This is a genomic window from Janthinobacterium sp. 64, from assembly GCF_002813325.1.
In the GTDB taxonomy this organism is placed as follows: Bacteria; Pseudomonadota; Gammaproteobacteria; order Burkholderiales; family Burkholderiaceae_D; genus Janthinobacterium.
The window spans coordinates 113,756-137,200 of the sequence record NZ_PHUG01000002.1; the positions used below are offsets into that span (position 1 = coordinate 113,756).

At 54.9% G+C, this 23,445-nt stretch carries 12 protein-coding genes and 2 pseudogenes; 7 read left to right on the top strand and 7 right to left on the bottom strand.

Annotated elements, in window-relative coordinates; genetic code table 11:
* Positions 1–8: 8 nt before the first annotated feature.
* On the bottom strand, positions 9–2,384 hold the full coding sequence (locus CLU91_RS26955; protein ID WP_100877000.1) for a TonB-dependent siderophore receptor: 2,376 nt from the start codon (positions 2,382–2,384) through the stop codon (positions 9–11).
* 145 nt (positions 2,385–2,529) lie between these two features.
* On the opposite strand from CLU91_RS26955, the gene CLU91_RS26960 reads away from it, so the two are divergent.
* Positions 2,530–4,011 carry an aminotransferase-like domain-containing protein gene (locus CLU91_RS26960; RefSeq protein WP_092715393.1) on the top strand — a complete coding sequence of 494 codons (1,482 nt, stop codon included), beginning with the start codon at positions 2,530–2,532 and terminating at the stop codon, positions 4,009–4,011.
* An 851-nt stretch (positions 4,012–4,862) separates the two neighbouring features.
* Here the strand turns inward: CLU91_RS26960 and CLU91_RS26965 are convergent.
* Positions 4,863–5,780, bottom strand: a complete 918-nt coding sequence (locus tag CLU91_RS26965; protein WP_100877001.1) for a LysR family transcriptional regulator — start codon at positions 5,778–5,780, stop codon at positions 4,863–4,865.
* Between the two features lie 137 nt (positions 5,781–5,917).
* On the opposite strand from CLU91_RS26965, the gene CLU91_RS26970 reads away from it, so the two are divergent.
* A complete protein-coding gene (locus tag CLU91_RS26970; protein WP_100877002.1) occupies positions 5,918–7,141 on the top strand; it encodes an FAD-dependent monooxygenase in 1,224 nt (407 codons plus the stop codon).
* Positions 7,142–8,257: 1,116 nt separating this feature from the next.
* Positions 8,258–9,223: pseudogene (locus CLU91_RS26975) on the top strand (error-prone DNA polymerase); the annotation flags it as partial.
* Between the two features lie 267 nt (positions 9,224–9,490).
* Here the strand turns inward: CLU91_RS26975 and CLU91_RS26980 are convergent.
* The 3 genes from CLU91_RS26980 to CLU91_RS26990 form a co-directional block, all read right to left on the bottom strand.
* Entirely contained in the window at positions 9,491–13,375 is a 3,885-nt protein-coding gene (locus tag CLU91_RS26980) for a CHAT domain-containing protein (RefSeq protein ID WP_100877004.1), read from the bottom strand.
* A 126-nt stretch (positions 13,376–13,501) separates the two neighbouring features.
* Complete coding sequence (locus CLU91_RS26985) at positions 13,502–14,926, bottom strand: AAA family ATPase (protein ID WP_157814845.1); 1,425 nt, start codon at positions 14,924–14,926, stop codon at positions 13,502–13,504.
* A complete protein-coding gene (locus CLU91_RS26990) occupies positions 14,919–16,679 on the bottom strand; it encodes an ATP-dependent nuclease (protein WP_100877006.1) in 1,761 nt (586 codons plus the stop codon). Before CLU91_RS26990 ends, CLU91_RS26985 begins: the two co-directional genes overlap by 8 nt.
* An 819-nt stretch (positions 16,680–17,498) precedes the next feature.
* Here CLU91_RS26990 and CLU91_RS26995 point away from each other — a divergent pair.
* Positions 17,499–17,681, top strand: coding sequence for a DUF3606 domain-containing protein (locus CLU91_RS26995; RefSeq protein ID WP_100877007.1), 183 nt, complete (start codon positions 17,499–17,501; stop codon positions 17,679–17,681).
* A gap of 152 nt (positions 17,682–17,833) precedes the next feature.
* On the opposite strand, the gene CLU91_RS28770 is transcribed toward CLU91_RS26995, so the two are convergent.
* Positions 17,834–17,962, bottom strand: a complete 129-nt coding sequence (locus CLU91_RS28770) for a zinc ribbon domain-containing protein (RefSeq protein ID WP_332870910.1) — start codon at positions 17,960–17,962, stop codon at positions 17,834–17,836.
* A gap of 368 nt (positions 17,963–18,330) precedes the next feature.
* Between CLU91_RS28770 and CLU91_RS28620 the strand changes: the two are divergent.
* A pseudogene (locus CLU91_RS28620) lies at positions 18,331–18,495 on the top strand (transposase); the annotation flags it as partial.
* 455 nt (positions 18,496–18,950) lie between these two features.
* Here CLU91_RS28620 and CLU91_RS27005 read toward each other — a convergent pair.
* Complete coding sequence (locus CLU91_RS27005) at positions 18,951–20,408, bottom strand: hypothetical protein (RefSeq protein WP_100877008.1); 1,458 nt, start codon at positions 20,406–20,408, stop codon at positions 18,951–18,953.
* Positions 20,409–21,233: 825 nt separating this feature from the next.
* On the opposite strand from CLU91_RS27005, the gene CLU91_RS27010 reads away from it, so the two are divergent.
* Together CLU91_RS27010 and CLU91_RS27015 are read left to right on the top strand one after the other, a co-directional pair.
* The gene (locus CLU91_RS27010) at positions 21,234–22,181 is read left to right on the top strand and encodes a ComEC/Rec2 family competence protein (protein WP_100877009.1); all 948 of its coding nucleotides are present in this window, start codon (positions 21,234–21,236) and stop codon (positions 22,179–22,181) included.
* Positions 22,182–22,237: 56 nt separating this feature from the next.
* Entirely contained in the window at positions 22,238–23,338 is a 1,101-nt protein-coding gene (locus CLU91_RS27015; protein WP_100877010.1) for a patatin-like phospholipase family protein, read from the top strand.
* The last annotated feature ends 107 nt before the right edge of the window (positions 23,339–23,445 follow it).

Sequence of the window (23,445 nt, forward strand, 5' to 3'; positions counted from 1 at the left end):
CCCTGTTGTTACTTGAAGCTGCGCTTGACCGTCAGTGCGTACACACGGCTGGTGACGACCGGGATGTATGAGCCGGTGGTCGTGGTGTCGTACAGCAGGCGGTTGAACACGTTCTTCACACCCACCGTCGCGCTCCAGGGCCCAGTCGTATAGTAAACGCTGGCATCTACCTGGGCCCCTCCTGGCAGGGTGAACGGCTCGAACAGCGATCCGAGGCTGCTGCTCTTCCCCGAGATCCCCACGCCGACGCCGAGGCCCTTCAGTTCGGCCCGCTGGAATTTGTACACGGCCCACAGGTTTGCCCTGTGCTTCGGCTGCCCGGCGAACTGCACCGTGGCGTCGCTCACGTTCTTGACCTGCGTGTAGGTGTAGTTGAAAATCGCTTCCAGTCCCGGCAGCAGGCGGCCTTGCGCATCGATTTCGGCGCCTTGGGTGCGCTGCGCCTGTCGCGAGTTGTAACAATCATTGACGCGGTCGTAGACCAGCGAGTTCGATTGCTGCATCGAGAATGCGCTCGTCGTGAGGGTGAATTTGCTGTCGAACAGGTCAAACTTGGCGCCGATTTCGCGGTTGTGAGTCTGCATGGGCTGCACAAAGCCGCCGCCGCACGCCAAGGACGTATTCGGCTGGAAGCCCTCTGAGTAACTGGCGTACAGCGACGTCTCGTCGTTGAGCTGGTACACCAGGCCGGCGCCTGGGGACGTGTGATATATCTTCATGGCAGCATCCTGGAACACGAAATTTTCCGGCGTGCCGTAGTAGGTGCTCGTGATCGCAGGTGTGCTGTAGCTAGTACGCCGCCAGTTGAGCAGCAGGTTCCACTTTTCGTAAGTCATCATGTCCTGCGCGTAGATGCCGCGCTGACGCTGGCCCAATGCGCTGGTCAAGGACAGCGTGGTAGCGCGCTCGCGCAGATCCTGGAAGTTGTACGGCGTCGACGAATACACCGGGACGCGCACGAAATCGCCGGAATACTGCGTCTGGCGCTGGTCGTCGTTCGTATGGTTGAATCCGACCGAGAGCTTGTGGCGCACCTCGCCCGTCGCAAAGTTGAGCCGCATGTAGTGGTCGCCACTGAGTGTGTCCTCTGGCCGAAGAACGCGCGACGCGAAGAACAGCATCTCGGGTTTCGGCGAATCCGACGCGGCACCACTCGCGTACGTCAGACCATTCGGCGAGGAGATGTGCAGGTCGAAATCCTGGTGAGTGTCCTGCAGGCGGCTGACCAGCACGAAGTCGTCGCTGAACTTGTGTTCCAACTGGTAACCGAAACGCCGCACCTTGACGTCGACGCCGTCGGCGCGATTGCCCAGCAGCCGGGTCGGCACGGGCAGGATCACGCCGTCACGGCGCGAGAACGTGTAGCGCTCCAGCGGGTTCTTGTCGTTCGAGTATTCGGCACTGGCGATGAAGTCGGTCTTCGCGTCCTTCCAGCGCAGCGCCTGCAAGATCGACCGGCTCTTCTTGCCATCCATGCCAGCCTGGTTGTGGCTCATGTCCTGCACGCTGCCGACCGTCCGGTACGATAGTCGTTCGTCGTCGCCGATTTTGCCCGACAGGTCAGCCCCGATCGTCTTGTCACCGAACGACCCGTATTGCACGGTCAGGTCGCGGATCGCGTTCGTCTGTGGCTTCTTGACAACGATGTTCACCGCGCCGCCCAGCGAATTGCCGCCGGACAAGATCGCCTGCGGGCCCTTCAGCACCTCGACGCGCTCCACGGCGAGCACATTGCGGTAAACGGCGCTGTTATCGGTAAGGCCGTTCGAGTTCGAGCCCGCGTCGAAGCCGCGCACGCCGAACGTCGTGTTGTTCTGCGGCGTCTTGGCCAAGCTCATGCCGCTGACGTTGCGCAGCGCCTCGGTCAGGTCCGTCGCCTGCTGCGATTCCAGCACCTTGCTGGTGATGAGGGTGACCGAGGCTGGCACCATGTGCAGGCTCGTGCCGCCGCGTGTGGCGGTATCCGAGCGGTCAGCCTTGAACTCCGTCTCTGCCTGGTCGCGCCGCGCCACCACTTCGACCGTCGCACCCGAGGTGACGGAGAGGGTACCGACGCCGTCGTCTTGCAGGACGTAGCGCGTGCCCGCCAGTGCCTGGCTGATGGCCGCACCAGCGCTCAAGTTGCCATTCACCGCTTTGGCGTGCCCCTTGGCCAGGTCAGCGCGATCAAAATCGATGCGACGGCCACTGATGTTTTCGATCGCTTCGAGCGTCTGCACTAGCAGACCCGCTTTCAGGTCGTAGTCATGCAACGAAGCCCCTTTGTCAGCGGCCGGAGCCTGCTGGGCATGGACGCCGGAAGGCGCGCTCAAGGCGAAGATGCCGGCGAGCGCGCCGGGAAGAATCAGCTTGCGTAAGGCTAAACGTGAATTCTTGCGATGCATGATGGACACCCTTTATAATGATAGTTAGTGTCATCAATATATTCTGTCATACTCCTGTAACAACAGTACAGTATTGGCGCATATCCTCCTTTTCGTACTGACGAATTCATCATGTAGGAATTCGCGCCGCTTGCCAGGAGACCTCATGTCCCGCGGACGTCCCGTTCATCGCCCTGCAATCACGTTCAACAAGGAAGCGCTCACCTCGGCGGCCGGAGGCGGCAAACGTACGTCGCTGGTGGACCGCATCTTTGACCGCATCGTTGCCGAGATCCAGTTGGGCCGGCTCGCGCCGGCCAAACGCATACACTCGGTACGCCAACTGGCCGACGAGTGCGAAGTGAGCAGGGACACAGTCGCGCGCGCGTACGACAAGCTGGTCGCGCACGGATACCTAGAGTCGCGCGCCGGGTCGGGATTCTTCGTTCGGGCGCAGCGCAGGCCGGTGCAGGTGCCCATCGAGATCGGCGCGCTGCCGACGCTGCCTGCCTGGTGGCGTTTCCAGCTCGTGCAGCCTGCCGGAAATCTCTCCAGCATGCCGGGCCTCGGCTTGTTGCCCTCCGACTGGCTGGACGAGACCGGCCTTGCCAAGGCCATGCGCTCCGTGGCGCGGGGCAGCATGCGCAGCCTCACGGGCTACGGCGACCCGTTGGGCTATCTGCCGTTGCGCCAACAGTTGCAGGCCAAGCTGCGCGACCTGCACATCGATGCGCCAGTGGCACGCATCATGGTCACGGCCGGGGCCACGCATGCGCTGCACCTGATCGTCCTGGCCTGGCTGCGGACACCCGGTGAGCATGTGCTGGTCGAAGACCCTTGTTCCTTCCTGCTGCGCGACCGCCTGTTGGCCTCCGGCCTGGAAATGTTAAAGGTACCGCGCGAGGCCGACGGTCCGAACCTCGATGTCCTGCGTGACTACTGCATGCAGTATCGCCCGAGGTTCTTCTTCTGCAATTCGGTGCTGCACAACCCGACGTCCGGCCACATCTCGCCGCACAAGGCCTTCCAGATACTGCGCCTGGCGGAAGAATTCGACCTGATCATTGTCGAGGACGACACGTACAGCGACCTAATGCCGCCCGGCGCCACGACCCCCGCGACCCGGCTCGCGAGCCTGGATCAGCTGCAGCGCGTCATCTACATCGGCAGTTTTTCGAAAACGATCGCGCCTGGTCTGCGAGTCGGTTACATGTGCGCAAACGCGAAGATCCTGGATTGGCTGCAGGTGTACCGGACCGTCAGCGAGATCGCGGCGCAGTCGGTCGGCGAGCGCGTGATCTACCAATTGCTGTCACAGGGCTCCTACCGCCATCATTGCGCGCAGCTGCGCAGCCGGCTCGACGAGTGCCGGCAGCCGGTCATCGAGTCGCTGGGCGCGCTCGGCTGCACCGTGGACCTCGATACCAGCGTGGGCATGTACGTGTGGGCGACGCTGCCGCACGATCTCGACGCCATGCCGGTGGCCGACGAGCTGTTGAAACAGGGTCACCTGCTGGCGCCTGGCGTCCTGTTTTCGCCTGAAAGACATGCAGCGTCGAAGATGCGCTTCAACGTCAGTCGTACGCTAGCCAGTCCGGCGTTACCTGCACTGGAACGTCTGATCAAAGCACGGGCCAGCGCAGGATAAGAATCGGTAGATCCGCCCGATTGGAACATGGCCCGACGGGTTAACAGCAGTACCGGCACCAACACACTAACGGATCAACGCTCTGGAGCGTTTTTTCTACCTCTTCCTGGACATGATAAGTAAGGGGATGCCTCACTCTAGTGTCGAGGCTCATTCCATCACTGGATGCCTCATAACCCGGACGAGGGTTCTTCCACCGTTGCCCCTTCCTCTACCGAGACGCTGTATGTTCATGACTGGCTCCGTTTTATGTCTTGGCCGTTGCTGGGGCATGGGCTGGCCGATTGCCCAGATGAACCCGGCCAGATCGCGCGCCACCGCCGTGCAAGCCTGCACAGCGACTTGAGCACCGCAATTGGACAGCAGTGTGGCAAAAGATAGACAACGTAAGAGCCGACGAAGCATTGCATAATTGATCGTGTTCGGACCCTGGTTGAATCGCCACGAGTAACTTAGACTCTCCTGATCCGTCATTCTAAAAGATGAAAATCCGATGGATCGTGTTGGGCCTGGGTGTCCTGCCAGGCACCTGGCGTGCGATCTCGTAGCTGCCTGATCCAACGACGAGATCGCGTCTGAAACGTCCATCCCCTGCCATGCAGAGACTACTGCCGCGCTCCAGCAGCAGTTGCTTGGGCTTCGGCGGGTTACTGCATTAACGTTCCGATGGCAGAACGCCTTGCGACGTCAATCTCGGGTTTCGCTTGTCACGGCGCAATCGATTCGAGTTCTCTTCCGCATCATTTCCGCTCTGCAACGATGCTTTTAAGTTCAAGTGTTGCATTATTCGATTGAATTCGCAGCGCCGGAGCAGGCATTCCGCTATTCGGGCGCGTTCCTCGATTCAATTTTCATCTTGAGCCGCTCCCGACTCCTTCCAACCGCACCTGCATGAATTCCAGCAAAGCCCGAACCCGCGCAGTCACGGAATGCCGATGGCTGTACACGCCAAGCAATTGCAGCGGCGCAGGGATCAAGTCCAGCGGCACCTCCTGCAATCGGCCTGCGGCAAGATCTTCCTGGCATGGATAGGCCGCCACTATCGCGAAGCCGATGCCTTGCCGCGCGCCCGCCAATGCCAGTTCTCCGCTGTTAACACGATAGCGGCTACGCACGGATACCTTCACGATTTCGCCTGTGGCGTCGAGAAACTGCCAGGGCTGGCCCTTTAACGCGCTCAAGGTGGTAATGCAAGGCAATGACCTAAGTTCGTGCACGTGGCGCGGTATTCCAGTTTTGGCTAGCAGGGCGGGCGCCGCGACCACGATGCTGGGCAGCGTAGCGAGTTCGCGGGTGATGAAGGTACTGTCATCCTGGCGCCCACGATGGAAGACGATGGACAGGTCCATGTCTTCTCGGAGAGCTTCGAGACCGGTCAGGCGCGTATCGCATTCCAGCTCGACGCCGGGATGGAGGCTGCAGAATTCGGCCAGGATAGGAGCAAGCAGCCTTGGCGCTTCGCCTGGCATGCACATCCTTAGGGTGCCGCGCAGTTCACCCTGCACTGCGCCAAGCTCTTCCTCTGTGGAGAGTAAGGCGTCGAGCAAGGGCTTGGCGCGTTCGTAGAGTAGCCTGCCAGCTTCCGTCATGCGCAGGTGGCGGGTGCTGCGTTCCAGCAAGCGGACGCCCAGCGTGCGTTCCAGCGAGGCGACGTGGCGGCTGACGTTAGAAGATGGCAGGGTCAGCAGGCGTGCCGCGCCGGCAAAGCTTTGTTCATCGACGACCGCCACGTAGACGCGGACGGTATTCAAGTCGAGGGCATTGCGCATGATTATCCCGATTCAGGTATGAAAGCTACCCATTTTCACATACTAGCGCTCGACAGTGGCGGAATTTAAGATGCCGTTTCGTCCGATGGATCGCCGTCGGCGGCGCATCGGGACGGATTGAATAGGAGAGCTTTAGCATGGAAATCGGAATACTTGGCGGCGGCATTGCAGGGTTGAGCGTGGCGCTTGCATTGAGCAAGCGGGGGTACAGTCCCCGGGTATATGAGCGCCGGACGGGGCCTGCGACGATGGGGGCTGGCGTTACGCTCTGGCCCAACGCTGGCTTTGTGCTAGAGGAACTCGGGCTGCTGCAAGACATAGCTGCAGTGGCAGGTCGGCCAGTGGCAATGCACCGTCAGGATGCCGCAGGCAATTCTTTGGGGGGCATCGATATTGCGCTGCTAGACCAGATTATGGGACATCCGACCCATACGATTTTGCGCCGGGACTTGCAGGCGGTACTGCTGGATCATGCGGCACAGGCCGGGATCCCGGTAGAATTCGGACATCGGGCAGTGGCGATCGACCTCGATGCTGGCGGCGAAGCCGTGGCGCGGTTCGAAAACGGGGTAAGCATTCGTCCGGATCTGCTGATCGGCGCCGATGGCCGCATGGACTCGGTTGCACGCGCGTTCGTCGCGGGGGACAACACCCCAGTTTATCAGGGCTTCGTGAACTGGGTGGGTGTGGCGCAGGCGGAGAGTGCATTGGTGCGCGATATCGCGATTCAGGATTATTGGGGTTCGGGTGATCGTTTCGGTTGCGTGGCAGTCCGGCCGGATTTGGTCTACTGGGCGGCCGCGCAGGCACGGCCATTGCCGGGGGCCGCGCCCGCAGCGGATATGCGGAAGGAGATTGAGGATCTGTTCGCGGGATGGCCCGAGCCTGTCACCCGCATCATCCAGGCGACACCGGCGCATGCGATCCGACTGATTGCCGTGCACGACCTGGAGCCGCTGCACACGTGGAGCCGGGCTAATGTGCTGCTCGTGGGGGATGCGGCGCATGCGCCGTTGCCGACATCTGGCCAGGGCGCTTGTCAGGCGCTGGAAGACGCCTGGCATCTGGCTCGGTGTCTGGTTGGGACCGACGGCTGCCTCGATGAAGCCTTGCTGCACTTCGCGCAGATCCGCGGGCCGAAGACCGCGAAGCTGGCCGAGCAGGGTCGCGTTTTCGCGAGCGGCCTGTTTGCCACTGATCCTGAAACCTGCCGCATTCGCAATGAACGCGCCAAGGCGTCCGATCCCTTGCGTGACGTGTATGCCTTGGCAGCAGGATGGGCACAGGGTTTGCCGATGGCCGGCTGCACGGACGGCACGCCGGTGGACAGCGTTGGCTCCGGCAGTCTGTACCGCCTCTGAAAGACTGTGCCGATGTAGACACCGCATGGCGTCTCCGGCCGCGAGGCGCCTCACTACTGAGCGAACCGGGCATTTTTGGACTGAATCGTCATCAGTAGCTTAGGCTCTCCCGATCCATGGTTCTTGAAAGATGAAAAACCGATGGATCGTGTTAGGGCATGGGCGTCCTGCCAAGCACTTGGTGCACGTTCGCGTAGCTGCCTGATTGAACGACAAGATCGGGTCCGGGTCTACCTCCCCTGCCCTGCAGAGACTCTTGCCGAGCGCTAGCAAAAGCAGGCCGGCGAAGGATGGTTTATCCGATCGAGGCAGCAGCAAAGCGCCTGCTTTTGTGCGCGATAGCGGCACTGTTGGCTACGATAAACTAGCCCGTCATCTGATTCGTGCGCTCGGCCAGATCGGGGACTTTGTGCGCTGGCGGTGGACTGGTCATCATGAGCCGTCCAGCCCGCTCAATTGCGAAAAGCAGTATTTTGAGCGTCTAGCGAACTCGTGGCGATTCACATGTTCAGGAGGGAGCTGGCGCGCCGGGCTCAGGAAAGCGGCGCTAACTAAACGATTGGCTATGTCTGGTTATACGGGGGCAAGATCAAGATATCCCATTCGATTGCACCTGCATGGCAATAGTCATTGACTGAATGTGCTGCGGAAACGGATGGTGCCATTGGAGGTAAAACGCCACGGGCAGCTTAGACTTTTCTGATCCATAGTCTTTGAAGATGAAAAACATATGGATCGTGTTAAGGACCTGGGCGTCCTAGCAGACGCCTGGTGTGCGATCTCGTAGCTGCCTGATCCAGCGATGAGATCTGGTCTGGCCTGTCTATCTCCCCTCCCCTGCAGCGACTTCTACCGCGCGCTAGCAAAAGCAGACCTTCCTTAGCCGCAACCGCCGGCGAAGGATGTTTTATCCGATCGGGGCAGCAGAGCGCCTGCTTTTTCGCGCGATAGCGGCACAGTTGGCTACGATAAACTAGCCCGTCATCAGTTTCGTGCGCTCGGCCAGATCGGGGGATCTTTGCGCGCTGGCGGTGGACTTCCAGGCACGACCGGCCAAACATGGCACCTGACGGTATCACGCCAAAACAGAAGCTTGCCGTGGTCGCTTAACCTCGACTTTTAGCGCGCTCTAAAACTGGGGGGATTACCCACCTGAGCGAACTCATTACTGCTGCGCGCACGCGCGCCGACAAGGGAAGTTACCTGGTGTGGCCACGCGACGTCGCCAACCCCACCGCCCCTCTCGCCCATTTAAAAGGGCTGCCGGGCTGCCAGCTTATCCTGTGCCCCAAATATAACGCCCCCTATGAAGAGATCGAGCGGCAAGCCGAATGGCTGGTGCGCAGTGCACCGGGCCGCGCGCGCGTCGCCTTGACGTTGCACCACCGGGCCCAGGATGACCGGCACCGTGCCATGGTCGAAGCCATCGGCGCCGAATTCAGCCTGCCGGTGGTGGCCACGGGCGACGTTGTCATGCACCTGCGCTCGATGAAAATCATCCAGGACACCATGACCGCGATTCGACTGAATACGCCGGTGGCGCAGTGCGGCTATCAGTTGGCCTCGAATGCCGAAGCGCATCTGCGCTCGCGCCTACGGCTGGGCAACCTGTATCCGCGCGAGGCCCTGGATGAAACCCTGCGCGTGGCCCAGCGCTGCACCTTCTCGCTTGATGAACTGCGCTATGAATATCCAGGCGAGATTGTGCCCGAGGGACAGACCCCGGCCAGCTACCTGCGCGAGCAAGCGTATATCGGCGCGCACTGGCGCTACCCGCACGCTATTCCCGACAACGTGCAGGCGCAGCTCGAATATGAGCTGGAACTGATCGGCGACATGCAGTATGAACCGTATTTTTTGACGGTATTTGACATCGTGCGCTTCGCCCGCTCGCAAAAAATCCTCTGCCAGGGGCGCGGATCGGCAGCCAACTCGGCGGTGTGCTACTGCCTCGGCATCACCGAAGTCGATCCCTCGCGCGGCACCCTCCTCTTCGAGCGCTTTATCTCGCGCGAGCGCGATGAGCCGCCCGACATCGATGTCGACTTCGAACACCAGCGGCGCGAGGAGATGATTCAATATAAATGTTGACTTGATTTGTTCACGTTCTATATTTTGCGAGCGAGACAATGCGATATGGGCAAAACAACTGTTCATGAACACTTTTTTTAGCCGCGTAGGAAACCTGACATTTTTTCACCATCATTTTTTCACCATCAGCTAGCAAGAGCGTTCGCTGTGAACTGACACGCCGGTCCGGTACTTCAAGGCCCGGCGCCGAAAGGTTCGCGATGAGGCTGCCCCCTAGAAAAGAGTGTTTATTTGCCAGTGGTTGGGTGCCATTGTCGCTCAGAGCCCTTGCTCTAAAGTCGTGGCCGTTGCGGACTTCCTGAGCAACGCGTCCCCATGCACAGTCATTGCTAGACAATGTTGTGGATTCCTGTCCATCTTAAACGCAACACAATCATTCGCTGTTTTGACGGCGTCGATAATCGTTGTTCCTGACTCCCAGGACGACATGAATGGGTCGAGCCAGCGGAATGTCATCAGCGAATCTAGCGGCCATGGGGATGCCACTACGGCACGAACTCCGGAAGAAAGCAAAAGCTTTGGCATGCCGACGGTCGTGTTTTCATGGGGGTGCTTGTCCATACGGCCACCGCTGCAGACGAATAGAATGACTACTTCAGTACCGGCAAAAGAACGAGCAAACGCACTAGGAGCCAATATCAGTTTTCCTTCGTCTCGAATAGAGTGAATAAATTTTTGGTCATAAGCCAAGCCTCCGTGAGCGACGACAACTGCAATTGCGGCGTTGGATGCTGCTGCCGGAATAGTGCCGCTTGAATCGATTTCGAATTGGTATTTCTTGAATGTCTCTTGAAGGTTGTCGAACGCGATGTTCAATGGTGAAATCTCTCCCGCCAAATCGTCCGCTGAGATCCAGGCAACATACTTTTCACTTGCAGTTCGAGGGGCACTTCTGATGGCAGATAGCCACGATAATGACGGCACAGTTCCAATTGCCGTGGATGTTCCCAAAAAGTATGGAAATCCGTCTGCTGACTGTACCAATGCCAAGTTCCACGTAATTTGTTGCAGGGCAGGTTCTGCAACAATGAGCAATCTGGTGGGGGCAGGAATTTTCAACTCAAGCGGTTCGATAGACCGTTCGATCTCGAGAGCATTAACATTTGCGTCTCCGTAACGTCGCGGGTGCTTCTGGAGCCAATTTGACAAGCGTTGTCGAAAGGAATTTGCGTGAATTGGTTGGGGAATGAGTCTTTCGCCATGAGAGTCCACTTCCCCGAGTAAAATCTCGCCATCGTCACTGAGAGCGGCACTGATTATGCTGATATTTTCTTTCGCCAGGCTGCTGCAAAATTGAGTTGGCCACTCCGCTGACAGCGTTTTATGTGGAATTCCAGCTGGCATTTCGATCGCTTGTTCTGCCAATAGTTCGGTAGCAAGGAATACAATTTTCGGGTCAGTACTCAGTCCGTTGCGTCGACGACCGAGCAGTCTACGCGCAACAATAGTAACTTTTGCATAGTCGCTTGGGGTATCAGCGGCATACATTGCTTTTTGTACGTCATTAAATAAAGCAAGCGTGCTCTTCACATCAGGTGTGAAACTTGAAAAAGTTGAGACGAAGTTTGCTGCACTTTCATCCAGCTTAGCAACGGTTTCTTTAAATACCTGATTGTGTTTTTCATCAACGGGAACAGCAGCGCTGTGAGATCTACCAATAGCTTGAGCAAGTAGTAGTGCAGCGGGAAGGAGATTGTCCCTGCGACCTAACAATGCGGCACAATTTTTACTTGCATCAGCTACTAGTCTTGCAATCCCTTCAGAATCTTTAGAGTCCGTGTCCATTAAGCGAATGCTTATGTCCAACGATGATAGGCGAATGTCAGTATGTGGGTCGACCCCAAGCTGTTCAAGAAGTCGTGCTAGCAATGGGAGATATTCCTTGGCTAGCTCAAAAAAGTGTAAATCGCGCAATACCCGGACTAACGCATAAACCTCTTGCCAGAGTACTTCACCGTCTACGTCGACGCTACTCGCCATCGCGCATGCGATACCGAGTAGAGCTTCCACATGGTTATTGCATCTATGATAGATATCCCCGTACGCGTTCCAGACAAGGCGACACCTGACAGTGTCATTTCGACACAGTCTAAGAAGTTGCTCAGCAATATTACGAGCATCTTGATATTGCGAGGAATCAGCCAGCCGATCTGCAAGTATTCTTAGCGCGCTCAGGTCTTCGTTTTTTGTCTCGTCGGCGTAGTGCGTGATTGAACAAATTACTGCGACGACTTTTTCCATTGTCTCTATGTCGAGCTCGGCGCCGTGCTTCGCTGCCATAATCCCGAGTATGTTGATCAAACGTCTAACTGTGGCGTCTACATTGCTTGGAACCAGCCCAATCGGAAGGCGGGTAACACCATATTCCGCAGCGCCTTTTTCGCTCATCCATTGAAGTGCGTTCCTGAAGAAATCTGTAAATTCTTTGTCCAAACCTGCACTATTAGATGATGAGGTTTCTTTCTGAAAAATAAGCTGTTGTGACGTTTCTTTTTTTTCTTCAGAGATGCGATTTTGCAGGCGGCCTAATTCCGAGTTCGCCTTTGCTAGAGTAAGTGCGGAAATTATCGGAAGTCCGATCAGACCACATGCCTCTATGGAAAATAGGCGGGCTAGGCGACTACGAACTGACGTGTCATGAGGTGCTTTTGAAAGGTAATCGACGACTGTAGCAAGTGGAGCGCGATAAAAGTCTGAATCTGACGGAGCAATCGATTGTTTTAGCATAAGTTTTTGCACTGCCTGGAGGAGCACTTGTGCTGCTTGACGGTCATATTGTGGCGACTGGATAACAGACTGAGCAAGTTCAATAGCTAAAAAATCGTTTCCCTGCTTATGTGCGTGCAGCGCACTGCAGACGCGAGCTAATTCTTCCCAGCTGGGATCTTCCCCTTTTATTTTTAGAAATAGCTCGTCATAGCTGTCGGCATTGACAGACAGCCATTCGAAAATTATTTGGTGTTGCGGAGCCCATCCGATGCTAGGGAATAATTTCTGATCCGTGCCCGTGTTTATACAATTCAGAATTAAGCGACGATCCCGGGTCTCTCGCAAGAATACAGAGTTGGGGAGGACTGATGCCAGTTGCTGATCGGCCTCAGCAATTAAAACATCATCTTGTAGTTCGAGAGCTACCTCTAAAGCCTGTTCAATCCAGTGCTCGTCTTTGGCTCCAATGATTGCTTCTCTAATTAGATCAGTTGCTTGGGATTTTCCTCCCGCCTTCATCACCATTGAAGCTAATTGAATGCGCTGGGAACTTTCCATACCCTTTAAGCCGATGCGGATCAGTTCATCTATTTGCTCCAGTAACTGATCAAAGCATCCGGCTCTTGAATACACTTGTGCGAGCAAATGAATGCGTTGATGTTGATCAATTTTAAGTTTTTCAATTTCAGCGCGCACTTCTTCTATTTTCCCGGTAAGCGCCAATCCGATCCAACGCTCGGCCTCTGACACGACCTTCCACTCTTCAACTATTCCACTTTGTATATATATCGGGTAGCAGTGTGAAACAGCATTCAGCAATTCCTCGTTTACGGGCCGAGTGGGAGGTAGTTCATTGACTTGTAAGATTGCGTACGACTCATTGCCGATGAGGACAGAGATTACCTCCTCCGCTAGGACAGCAACATGCGGACACCACATGTCTTCCTCAGCGCGCGTTGCGGTGATTCCAGAAATTGGAGAAATATTTGCACGAGTAGATCGGTATTTTGACGCATCCACTATGGCAACAATATGTCGTTCTTTCACTTCAGATTTTATCAGCTCTATTGCATCCTCAGTTGCGAGTGACCTGCAATGCTCGATCCGAATTCTGCTCTTGAGATTTAATATTTCTTGATCGTCGAATTCGTTGCCTCTGATAAATTTAGCTCCTTTGTTGAGAGCTAAAAAAATACTCGCTGCGTCTGCATCGGTTGCAAGTTTGGGCGGAAGCACGATCGTAACATTTCGGAATAGTTTTTTACCCTCGCCATCCTGTGCAGCTAGGAGAAGAAAGGATGCTGTTCGTCCGATGATCTCTTCAAAGCCTGCGCCAATGATCAAATCGGCGATCTCTAAGTATATTTCAGGAAATGCAATGCGAGGGTCGAATCCATTGGTCATAGGGGCAGTTAGATTTTTCGTGGTTTCCATAAAATTTTCTTAAAAGATCGATTTCTCGCGGCTTTTATTTTTTCACCGATTTAATCAGTGATCTTCTTTGTGCTCGCGCATATGCGTGATTCTTATTTATTAGCAGCGTCGCATAAAATACTTAAACTATGATCGCGTGCTCGGAATAAGCACAGGTTGCCTTGAGCAGATTACCAATTTCTTGCTTCCACGAGTCATGGCTACGTAAAGGTGGCGAGCATTCATGCGTTCTGGTTCGAGAATTACTGCTATGTCGGATTCAAGACCTTTTAGTAAGAGAGTGCTTCCAACGGCGCGGTTTGGCATCGTTCGTCCGATGTGTCGGAAACGCTCGCGCTCTCGAATCGCTGCGGCTTGGAACGTGAGGCCTGTGTTTGCAGCCCGCAAAGCCTTAATGCAGAGGCGTGCTACGTCAGGTCTGTAGATGTATATTTCTGGCGACTTGCCAAACTTCTCAAGAAGTTCTGCTGCTGCACCGAACGATGGTTTTATACAAAATTGTAATGCCAATGCTTCAAGGTGAGTCGGCTGAGTTCTCGCCCGCCCGCTCTCCAAGCTTCGCGTCCGTTTGACTAAATCCTGGGGGGAGAGGCCACTCATTAAGCTTGCGGCGAAGGCAATTGTTTTTTCGAGCGCATCCTCCGCGAGCGCATCGAATCGTGCGGAAAACTCGACGAAATCTTTCATGTCGAGTGCTTCGACCATATGTGCGCGACCGCGTGCTGCGGCGTCCCATTGACTTTGCTTGTTCGCGCTGTCTGCAATGAGAAGTACTGATGCATTCGCATATCGTTTCTTGGCTGCTGCAAGTCGCTGTTCTGGGAACTCGTTCGGTGAGCCCTTGAGCTGGACCCATTCGACTTGCGCCGGAGCGTGGGTGAGGTCGATTGGCTGGCCCGTATGTAGAGCCGGACGAACTACTTCCAACAACCAGTCTCCAAGTTCGGGTGCCCCAGCGCGCTTCCATCGCCATGGTATTTGTAATGAAGGTAAGGCTGGGAAGTTCGGAGTTACGTGCGTGGCCCAGTCGACTACCGGCCCCGCAAAGTTGAAAATTGCCTGAAGCGAATCGCCCAGGACTGCTGTCGGTAGCAGGTTTGCCAAGGCTAGCACCATGCCGTGCTGCGGTATTCCGCAGTCTTGGTACTCATCGACTATTACGCGGGAATATGTAGCTTGGATGATTGAGGAGACGTGCCCCGCTAGGAGTATTTCAAGTGCTGCCGCGCGGATGCCGACATAGTCTGCTGTGGCGCCTTGTACACGTAACGTGCGGTCAGCCAGACCTGAACACTTTGGAAAACTCTGAACGACACGGATGGCCCAGCCATCCAAGGTTGCGACCCGAGCAGTTGACGCGGTCACTCCAGCACGTTTCAAACGGTGTTCTAGTGCTGCGCGGCCGGCGTTTGTATGTGTGAGCACAAGTGCAGGCTTGGAGGCTGCGCCGTGTTTCAGCGAAGCGGTTATAAGTTCGGTCTTGCCGCACCCAGCAGGCGCCATTACGCTCACTTTTTTCTGGCTAAAGATGTCAATTTCAGGTTCAGCCATGTGCGTGGGCAAAAAGTGCTTGCATGACATCCTTCAATTTAACATCGGAGTCAGCCAAATTAGGGCCGAGTACATCGGCGCCGACCCGTTCCATCTTTGTTATTGACTTGAACCAGCCTTTCCGACCCGGAGCCGTTTTGGTATCTTTAGTCGTGAGTTTTGCTGCTTTTCCCAAGATAGCTCGTTCATCGTCGGAGTAGGCTGCATCTCCGCCCACCAGACTCAGCACATAGGCGAGGGTAAGTGTTCCGGAAGATACCGCTTCAAGAGCTCCTGCAACCAAATCTTCCGAATTCAGTTCTATCGCTAGGGTTATCAACGCGTCAATGGCGCAGTCCGGTAGCAAGGTGAATAATGCTTCTTCGAGGGCAAGCTTCCCCTCCCAAGTATGAACTTCAACCCCTTCGGCTTCGGCGATGTCGACGTCCCAGTCGTCGATTGCTACATCGCTGTCGAGAAATGCAAGAGTACTGTAGCCCCATTTAGCGAAGACACCGGCTTTCCGCAGAATATGTTCTGGCGATCGACCGCCGGCATCAACAAAGGCCGTTGCTGACGCGTATGCTGAGGGCTTCCCTTGGGACGCATAGTATCGATCGACACCCCTAAGGAGACCCACTTCGCTCGCTCCTTCGCACACCACTATTGTACGTGCGAGGAATGCCTCTGGATATGTTCTAGCCACTCCCTGAATCGCGTCGTCGGTACCCACAATCTTGGTAGTATGTTTTCCACGTGTCTCCCTGCGAACGATGACAAGTTGGTCGCCGCTCAGCTCCCGGACTACAACGGGTGAATGGGTTGTCATGAAGACTTGCAGTGGCGGCGTTTTTTCGTCTTTTGACCCTAGCGAGTGCAACAGACGAATAAGCCGGTGGGGTTCCAGCCCATGCTCTACTTCATCGACTAGAAGGGTGCTTGCCGTAGTCGAGGCTTCCCTGTGGAGGCTCGCCAAAATCAGTCGTGTCGAGCCAGTACCTAGGGTTCGCAACGGAACGCCGTTTTCAGCATGGAGGCAAATGGCGCCGTCGGAGAAAGAAAGTGCGTTAGCGTCCAAGAGCGCTTGTGCAGTTTCACCAATGTCGACGCCTAGTTCCACAGCCTTCTTTGTGACGAGTTCAAGGACTTCAGTTAGTTGGTTGCCAGCTCGGTTGCCGAAAGCTTTTCTCGCATCACGCGCGGCAGTAACTAAGTCCGTTCCAACGGCTAGTTTCGTTTCTGACAGCTTTGTGAGTACTGAGTTACGCGTCCATGAAAGGTTTGCGTGGGAGTGGCTCCCAATGCGACTAGGCGCAAACAGTGCGCGATCCTTCCATAGCAACTGCTTTTGATAAGTCTCAGAAAATGTGCGCTCGGAGTAGAGCGTACGTTTGGTTTCAAGGTCCGCCGTGACGCGAAGTTCCAGCGTGAGAACAACTTCAAGCCCCTCTCGCGGCTCATCTTCAATTACCTGCTTTTCCTCGCTGAACGCTCTAAGGACTTCACCATAGGAATCTAAGTCCATTAAGTGCTCAGGCAAGGCGCCGAGGGTAACTTGGACTACGATGGGATTCTCGACATCCAACTCGTGAAAGTCGGCGTCACAAAATTCCATGTTTTTCCTGACAGATAAGCAGGCATCAATGGCGTCTAAAATGGTTGTCTTCCCGCTGTCGCCTGGGCCGATTAGGCAGTTGACTCCAGGGGTAGGGAACCAGGAAAGTTCTTTAATACTCCTAAAATTTCGAATTTCAATGTGTCGAATCTTTGGCACTGCGTCCTCCAAAGCTTGACCGACAGGCTAGGGTTTTAGAAAAAATGCGTGAGCAATCTATGTTAAGAAATGCCGCTAAATTTCACGATCAGACAACGATATCAAACTTTCCGCTCGGAATACTCTCAGATTGTCACGGATATTAGCGTTTGCATCTTTGCTCGTGTACGATGAGCCTTCGATTATAGATTAAGGCACCATTTATCCCGCGAAAAATGCTGGTGCAACGTAAGCGTATTCCCAGCACCGTCTGGACTACCCTGCTGATAAGCCGGATAGAATTGCGCTACTAGCCCCGTTGGCCACTTCAAATTCCCCCACCCTTGGCCGGGTCTACTCATCGCCCGCATTAAAAATGGGGGGATTACCAATCACTCCGCCGCCTCCGTGATTGCCGGCATCGAACGCATGCACATGATCCGCAAGGGTCAGTTCGAAATGCATCGCGCAGTGATGACGCCGTTCGCCTAGCAATCAATTTTATGCGCTGGCGGGACACGTTCGTCCAGTTTTAGGGCCATAGTGCCACTCCTGGAAAATTTTGCACTCTGATCTACATCGAGACAGTGCCCTTCGCTACCTCATCCTAAAGCACAAGGCTTGGCTCGGCTGTTAAACCTCTATTTTCAATGCGTCTTCGAATAGTGGGATGACCATTATTACGTATCGCTCATAGTGCTTCGCTAAATATCTATTGACCATAAAAAGTAGAAATAAATTAAGAGCCATGCCTTGCAATCCTGGCAATTACCACTATGTAGTTGTTGCACTTAGGTGCTTAAGATGACTCGTTCGCCCACAACCTAGAAGGGAACTAATATGTCTGATGATCTGACTAAGCGAGGCCCGCAAGACGCATCAAAAGTTAATATTCATGAAGAATGGGAGTTGGCCTACTGGAGCAAAAAGTTCGGCGTAACTAAGGAGAAATTGATCCAAGCAGTTAAAGCAGTGGGTGTAGGTGCCGCTGCCGTGGGTAAGCACCTCGGTCACAACGGCTAAAATTGTTATAGACACGGGCCATGCAAGTCAGCTTGCGTGGCCATTTGAATGGCTCGCGGGTGTCTGGCAGACTCGTGGCGATTCAGTGGCGATTCAACCCGGAGCAACTTACTGTTGATGCGGTGGCGTACGCTCCGTTCCCGTCCCGCGTCCTAAGCCGGACACGTCTGGCCGGTGTGGTACGGTGGCGTGGCCAGCAACGTGCCGCCGCTCCATTCCATCTTGTAGGCGAGTTGCTGCCTGAACTCGTCCCAGCCCTGGTCTAGAATGGCACGGTGCAGTCCCGACTTCTGCCAGGCCTACTTACCCGGCTGCCGGCATCAACCAACTGATGAACCAGATCGGTGACGCCAGGTGCCGCCTACATCGCTACCAGGTGCTGCGTTGCTAGTCGATCTTGCAGCGGCAGATGGTCGATTAGGTCCACGGCGCCAGCGTGGCCGGCTGTTGACTATCACCCTGAGGCTGCTTCGGTGACTGCCGGCAACGTTGCACGGCATTGCCGGGCAAGGCTTGATCAGCAACTATGTCCAGCGGGACAGCTGGACCGACGACTTCAACCTGCAGCCATACGAATCGTTTGCTATCGCTTCTGTGTGTGAGGCGGGGTGCGAGTAAAGCGTTGTTGTGCAATCACCTCGAGTCGCGCGATCGCCTGGGTAAACGGCGCTCGGTGGTCGAACGCACACTGGATGTGCGGCACCGCTTCCGCCGATTACGCATCCGCTACGAAGGCCGTGCCGATATCCACCAGGCATTCCTGTCACTTGCCTGCATACTCATCTGCTGGAGATACATTCAGCGGTTTTGTTAGGCGTTCTTAGAAATTATTAAAGTTGCATAATCCATGATCTGCAAAACTTCGGATGAAAAGTTGTGGGTGTTATGACGAAGTGCGGCACAATGGAGCGCCCAGCTAGGAGTGAGTGGTCGAGGGCGATTGGCTGACATACATTCTCTTGGCCAATTATTTTGTGGGTGTTATGACGATGTTTTGCCGGGATTACGAGCACAAACGCCGACTCGCGGCTCACACCTTGTTCCAGACCGTTACCAAATTTCACAATATTCAATTATCGGCATATTTGGAGTGAGTGATCGAGATCGATTGGAAGACATATGTGGGTGTTATGACGAAGTTTTTCCGGGATGCGCGCGCATGTGCGTATGGCCGTACGTACAGTCGAGGCTTCAAATATACACACTTAGGACTGATTGGTAGTCAGCGGGGCAAATAAACCAAAGCGCAAAACCCAACTGGGTGTGTTATCAGACTTTTGCCAAACTTTTGACCTTCGCCTTGGATTTCGCCACTGAGGCGCTTAGAGTTGCCCAGTTCGCTAACTTCAGCGTACCTGGAGCGGCCTTGGCGGGCGCGATATTACAGCTCCCGGGGCCATGGCATCCGCCCTGAAAATAGTGCGGCTTTTGCCCCCATGGTAGCAACACATGGCACGGGCGCTGCCCAGAGAGGCCCGTTTGAACGGGTAACGGCCAGCCAGCTTCCAAGTGAGCGCCGATCGTATCGAACAGTGGATGCTTATACGAATTGCGCGGACCAGAAGAGTTCGCAGCGACAGCGCCACGCTTTGCAATAGGGTACGTTGCGGAGTGAAGCCGGCCACCATGATGGGTCATACAAATCGCGCTGAATTTTCTTTTGGCGACGACTGAGGGTATGAACTGGAAATCCGCGTCACCGGGCAGCAAACAATTGTTTCCACTTGGTTTCGAGCGATGGAAAGTGACCGCAATTCCAGAATCGTTGTAGGTCTTACCGGTGCATCGCTCTAAGCTGACATTCTTTCCAACATATTCAGCTGGACCACCTACCGGCCAAATGTGTAGGAGGCCTCTCGAAAAAAGTTCTGCAGCCATCGCTTGTTGAATCGGCTTAGTTGGAACTGACGGTGCAAACCATTCGGCGTCCAAAGCCTCTAAAAAACGAAGAGCCGAGGACCAATGGTCAAAGTCCCAGTGAGAAAGAACAATCGGAGGGTCGCAAGAGAAGCAAAGTCCGTGCAGGCGATCGGGGAACGTCTTCTCGTTGGCAATCACGCCACCTCCGATGTCCACGTAAAGAAGCGGAACATAGTGCGCTGTATCGACGACTGCTTGGCAACTGCCTTGACCAACATCGTAAATGGCGACGCCTGCCGTGGAATGGGATTCTGCTAAAAGCTTTCGCAATTTGGGCCCGGGCCCGTAGACGCTGCCTTTTGTCTCCGCGTGCATTTCCGAAATCAGCGCCATATCGCCGCCCCAGGGGCTATTGGCAGCGAAATCCAATGGCCGCGGCTCGTAGAACGTGATTTTCACCGACTCGCCTTCCGAAAGAATGTTCCGGTAAACGCGACCATCGGCCTCAACCCCTCGCGCAGGTTCGAACCCAAACTCGAACCAAACGATATCACCTGGCGCCGCGTTGTCAGGCAGCGGCGGCATCGGATACCCCTCGAGCGCCAATACCAACAAGGGCGCGTATAGCACTGCACCAACCCATTCAGCTCCGCGCGAATAGTTGTTGTGGAACCAAGCCGTATCAATGCACTCAAAGAACACGGGCTCCGCCTCGTCCAGGACGTCTGTTGCATTAGATTCGAGCCGCTGGGCTACTTCAATCGCACCATAGACTCTCCCGGGACCGCCCTTCTCTTCTGCGTCTTCACCCGGTGGCTTAAAGAATGGATTTCGCGGACCACGGCCGCTTTTCACCGATTGGTGCATATTGCTCCCCTGACTTTTTCGCGTCAGCTTGCTGCGCATAGCGCGTGGCGGATAATCTACGCTTACAACGCCCCAACAACGCGCTGAACCTAAGAATCCGAAACTGCAACCAACTTAGCATACTAGCGTGCTTGGACAATCACGCATTGTCACAATCCGGAGATTCGCGGCCAACTTCGATCAGACAGCCATCGACTTTGCAGAATCTAATCCGCATGCTACATTTCTGCGTTTCCTTTGCAGCCTGCTGGACTCATACTTCCCAGCTAATCTTAACCAAAGGGTGAAGCTTGTTCGTCTGAGCGCAGGCATACATTAGCGAGCGATGATTTTACTCGATTGCTGCGTCTAACCTGCACGTCTGCGGTATCCCGGCGATCACGATCAAGTCGCATTGTCACCTACGAAAACCTCTTCTCTAACTCCCGCTCAACGGGTGACATCGCGCCTGTCTCAAGCCCTTTTTTAAATACCTCCTATTCTTGTATTGCGCACTTACTCTGCTTCCGCTATTCTCTTTTAATTGCTCAAGTGCAAACAAGTAAAACGCGCGCGGGCCCCATGACGTTGTCGACCGCCTCAGATGTTTCGCCATTCATTTACCCGCATGGGTTTTTTTGGCTAGGGGCGTCGAATACTCGTCGCCCTGCTAGCACTGTTAGCCTCGGGGTAGCCTGAACTCCTTAGGCATGCGGGCAATAACGGCTTTGAGGTCCCCAGTGAACGCAAAGGCTTCACAAACTATTTTTCAAGATGCTGAACCTGCGTGCGAACGCGGACCTCTAGCGCGAACTTAACCCTGTTCTTTTGCTTGCTGGGAACTCAATGTTAAAGAAGGTCAGAACACGGTTTCGTGCCTATCAGCTAGGATGCGCTGGCGCATCCTATTCGTATTATGCGGACGGGCACTTCACGTTGATTGAAGCCGTCATCACTGAGCTCAACCAAGTTCAACTTCTGGATGAGCTGCGTATCTGCGGGCGTACCCGAATTGATACGCTGCACATTACCAGCTGGGACCAAGATCACTGCAGCCAATCAGGTCTGCGGTGGGTTCTCGAAAATCTGCAACCATCCAAAATTGAGTATCCTGGCTACGAACATCCATCAGCCTGTTCAAGAGAGTGTCGAGAAATCATCCGCGAGTACGGCACCCGTCGCCGTCAAACGCGCGTGAAAACGCAAGCGATTGACCCACCCTTTATAGCCAGTCTGGATAAGAATGAAGGTCCCGGCTACACGAATATTTTCTATCACCCGAAAGAACTGCAGCCAGGCTCCAACGATAACTCCACAATCAAATTCTTCCGTTCTGGTTCGTTCAGCGTACTTAGCTTGGGCGACGTGGAATCGCCAAACATCTCTTCAATGATCCGGCGTTCCAATACGGTAAAACGCGAGACCGACGTGCTCATTCTCGCGCATCATGGCGCCGACAACGGATTCACGACGAAGAAATTTCTTGAAGAGGTCAACCCTGCAATCGCCATTTGCACGAGTAACTACAAGAACCAGCACGACCATCCTAACCAGGAGATTCGTGATCTCCTGTATGAACTCGACATCCGACTCTTAACGACAAAGACCGGTGACGTTATCGTGGAGTCCATTAACGGCCACGAGAAGGATTACCAAGTCACGAACTTATGTTCGGACTCCACAAAAGTCTCATCCAAGTACAAGTACGTCGCACGAAAGGCCCACCTTTTGAGCATGAACGCGGATACGATTCGAAACACACTGCATCCGACGAACCGCGGGCCTAAACGCTGAACAAATTCAGGGCAGTTGCGTCACTACGCGCACCATTGGCGGCATCAGGAAAAAATATGGCTGAAAAGATAGCGTTGGCATTGTCCGGAGGTGGGGTACGAGCGATGGTCTTTCACATGGGCGTCCTTCGGTTTCTCGCTGAGCGCAATATGCTTGAACGTGTTGCGGAGCTCTCCACGGTGTCTGGTGGCAGTTTGCTTGTCGGCCTCATCTTTTCAAAATCGGGAATGCGTTGGCCAACTTCTGCCGAATATATCTCGCTCACACACCCCAAGATCAAAACCACGTTAACGCGTAATGACGCCCAAGTGGCCACTATAGCTCGCGCGCTTTTGCCAAAGAATTGGCGCTTCTGGCTTGCACGCCCCAACATTTTGGCGAGAACCTTCTTTCGGGACTGGAAGGTAAAGGGAACCCTTGGCGACCTACCATATCTCCCAATCTGGTCAATCAACTGCACTACAGCAGAGACTGGCAAGCGATTTCGCTTTAAAGAACGCGAGCTTGGTGACCGCGTCGTTGGATACGCAGACGCCGCAAAGTTCCCCCTCGCTTCTGCGATGGCAATTTCTGCTGCCTTCCCAGTTGGTTTTGGACCTTTTAGTCTGGATGCTCGGCGGTTCTCCTGGACGGCCCGTCCGTCAGGTCTGGCGCATAGCCAAAAGAATATCCATCCGCTTTTTAAGACGCTGCATCTATACGATGGCGGCGTATACGATAATCTCGGACTCGAGTCATTTTACGACATTGGCACAGGCAAGGCTGAGGGCGACTATCGGATTATTCTTTCGGACGCTGGTGCACCTTTAGAACGCGGCTTCGGCTTATGGGCCCTGAACCCGTTACGTGTAAAACGTCTGATGGACGTGATGATGGACCAGAACCGCGCGCTACGGGTAAGAGGCTTTGTGGATTATGTTATTAATAGCAAACGTGCCGGATACTTAGGAATTTCACGTTCAAAGAACTTGAAGAAAGCGCTCGTGCGTGAACCGATTGGCTACAGCTGGCTCAGTGACGATCAAGCGCAGTACGTCAGCAATTTTCCAACATCGTTGAGCCAGATATCCGACGAGGACTTCGGCATCATCGAGCGACATGGTTACGAAACAGCGCGCCTCACTGACAGTGCGTTCCCATACCTTCAGGCTGAATGACGCCCCCTTCGGCCGGCAGCTGAAGCGAACAACTACTGACGAGGGGCACAACCCGCCCGGGGCCACGCCGCACCATCCTTGCAAAGTAAGCGTAAAGCCAGCGCCGT

Bases quoted from the DNA above. Each gene is read 5' to 3' on its own strand.
- CLU91_RS26955 (WP_100877000.1), bottom strand. From the start codon at position 2,384: ATGCATCGCAAGAATTCACGTTTAGCCTTACGCAAGCTGATTCTTCCC.
- CLU91_RS26960 (WP_092715393.1), top strand. From the start codon at position 2,530: ATGTCCCGCGGACGTCCCGTTCATCGCCCTGCAATCACGTTCAACAAG.
- CLU91_RS26965 (WP_100877001.1), bottom strand. From the start codon at position 5,780: ATGCGCAATGCCCTCGACTTGAATACCGTCCGCGTCTACGTGGCGGTC.
- CLU91_RS26970 (WP_100877002.1), top strand. From the start codon at position 5,918: ATGGAAATCGGAATACTTGGCGGCGGCATTGCAGGGTTGAGCGTGGCG.
- CLU91_RS26980 (WP_100877004.1), bottom strand. From the start codon at position 13,375: ATGGAAACCACGAAAAATCTAACTGCCCCTATGACCAATGGATTCGAC.
- CLU91_RS26985 (WP_157814845.1), bottom strand. From the start codon at position 14,926: ATGGCTGAACCTGAAATTGACATCTTTAGCCAGAAAAAAGTGAGCGTA.
- CLU91_RS26995 (WP_100877007.1), top strand. From the start codon at position 17,499: ATGTCTGATGATCTGACTAAGCGAGGCCCGCAAGACGCATCAAAAGTT.
- CLU91_RS27005 (WP_100877008.1), bottom strand. From the start codon at position 20,408: ATGCACCAATCGGTGAAAAGCGGCCGTGGTCCGCGAAATCCATTCTTT.
- CLU91_RS27010 (WP_100877009.1), top strand. From the start codon at position 21,234: ATGTTAAAGAAGGTCAGAACACGGTTTCGTGCCTATCAGCTAGGATGC.
- CLU91_RS27015 (WP_100877010.1), top strand. From the start codon at position 22,238: ATGGCTGAAAAGATAGCGTTGGCATTGTCCGGAGGTGGGGTACGAGCG.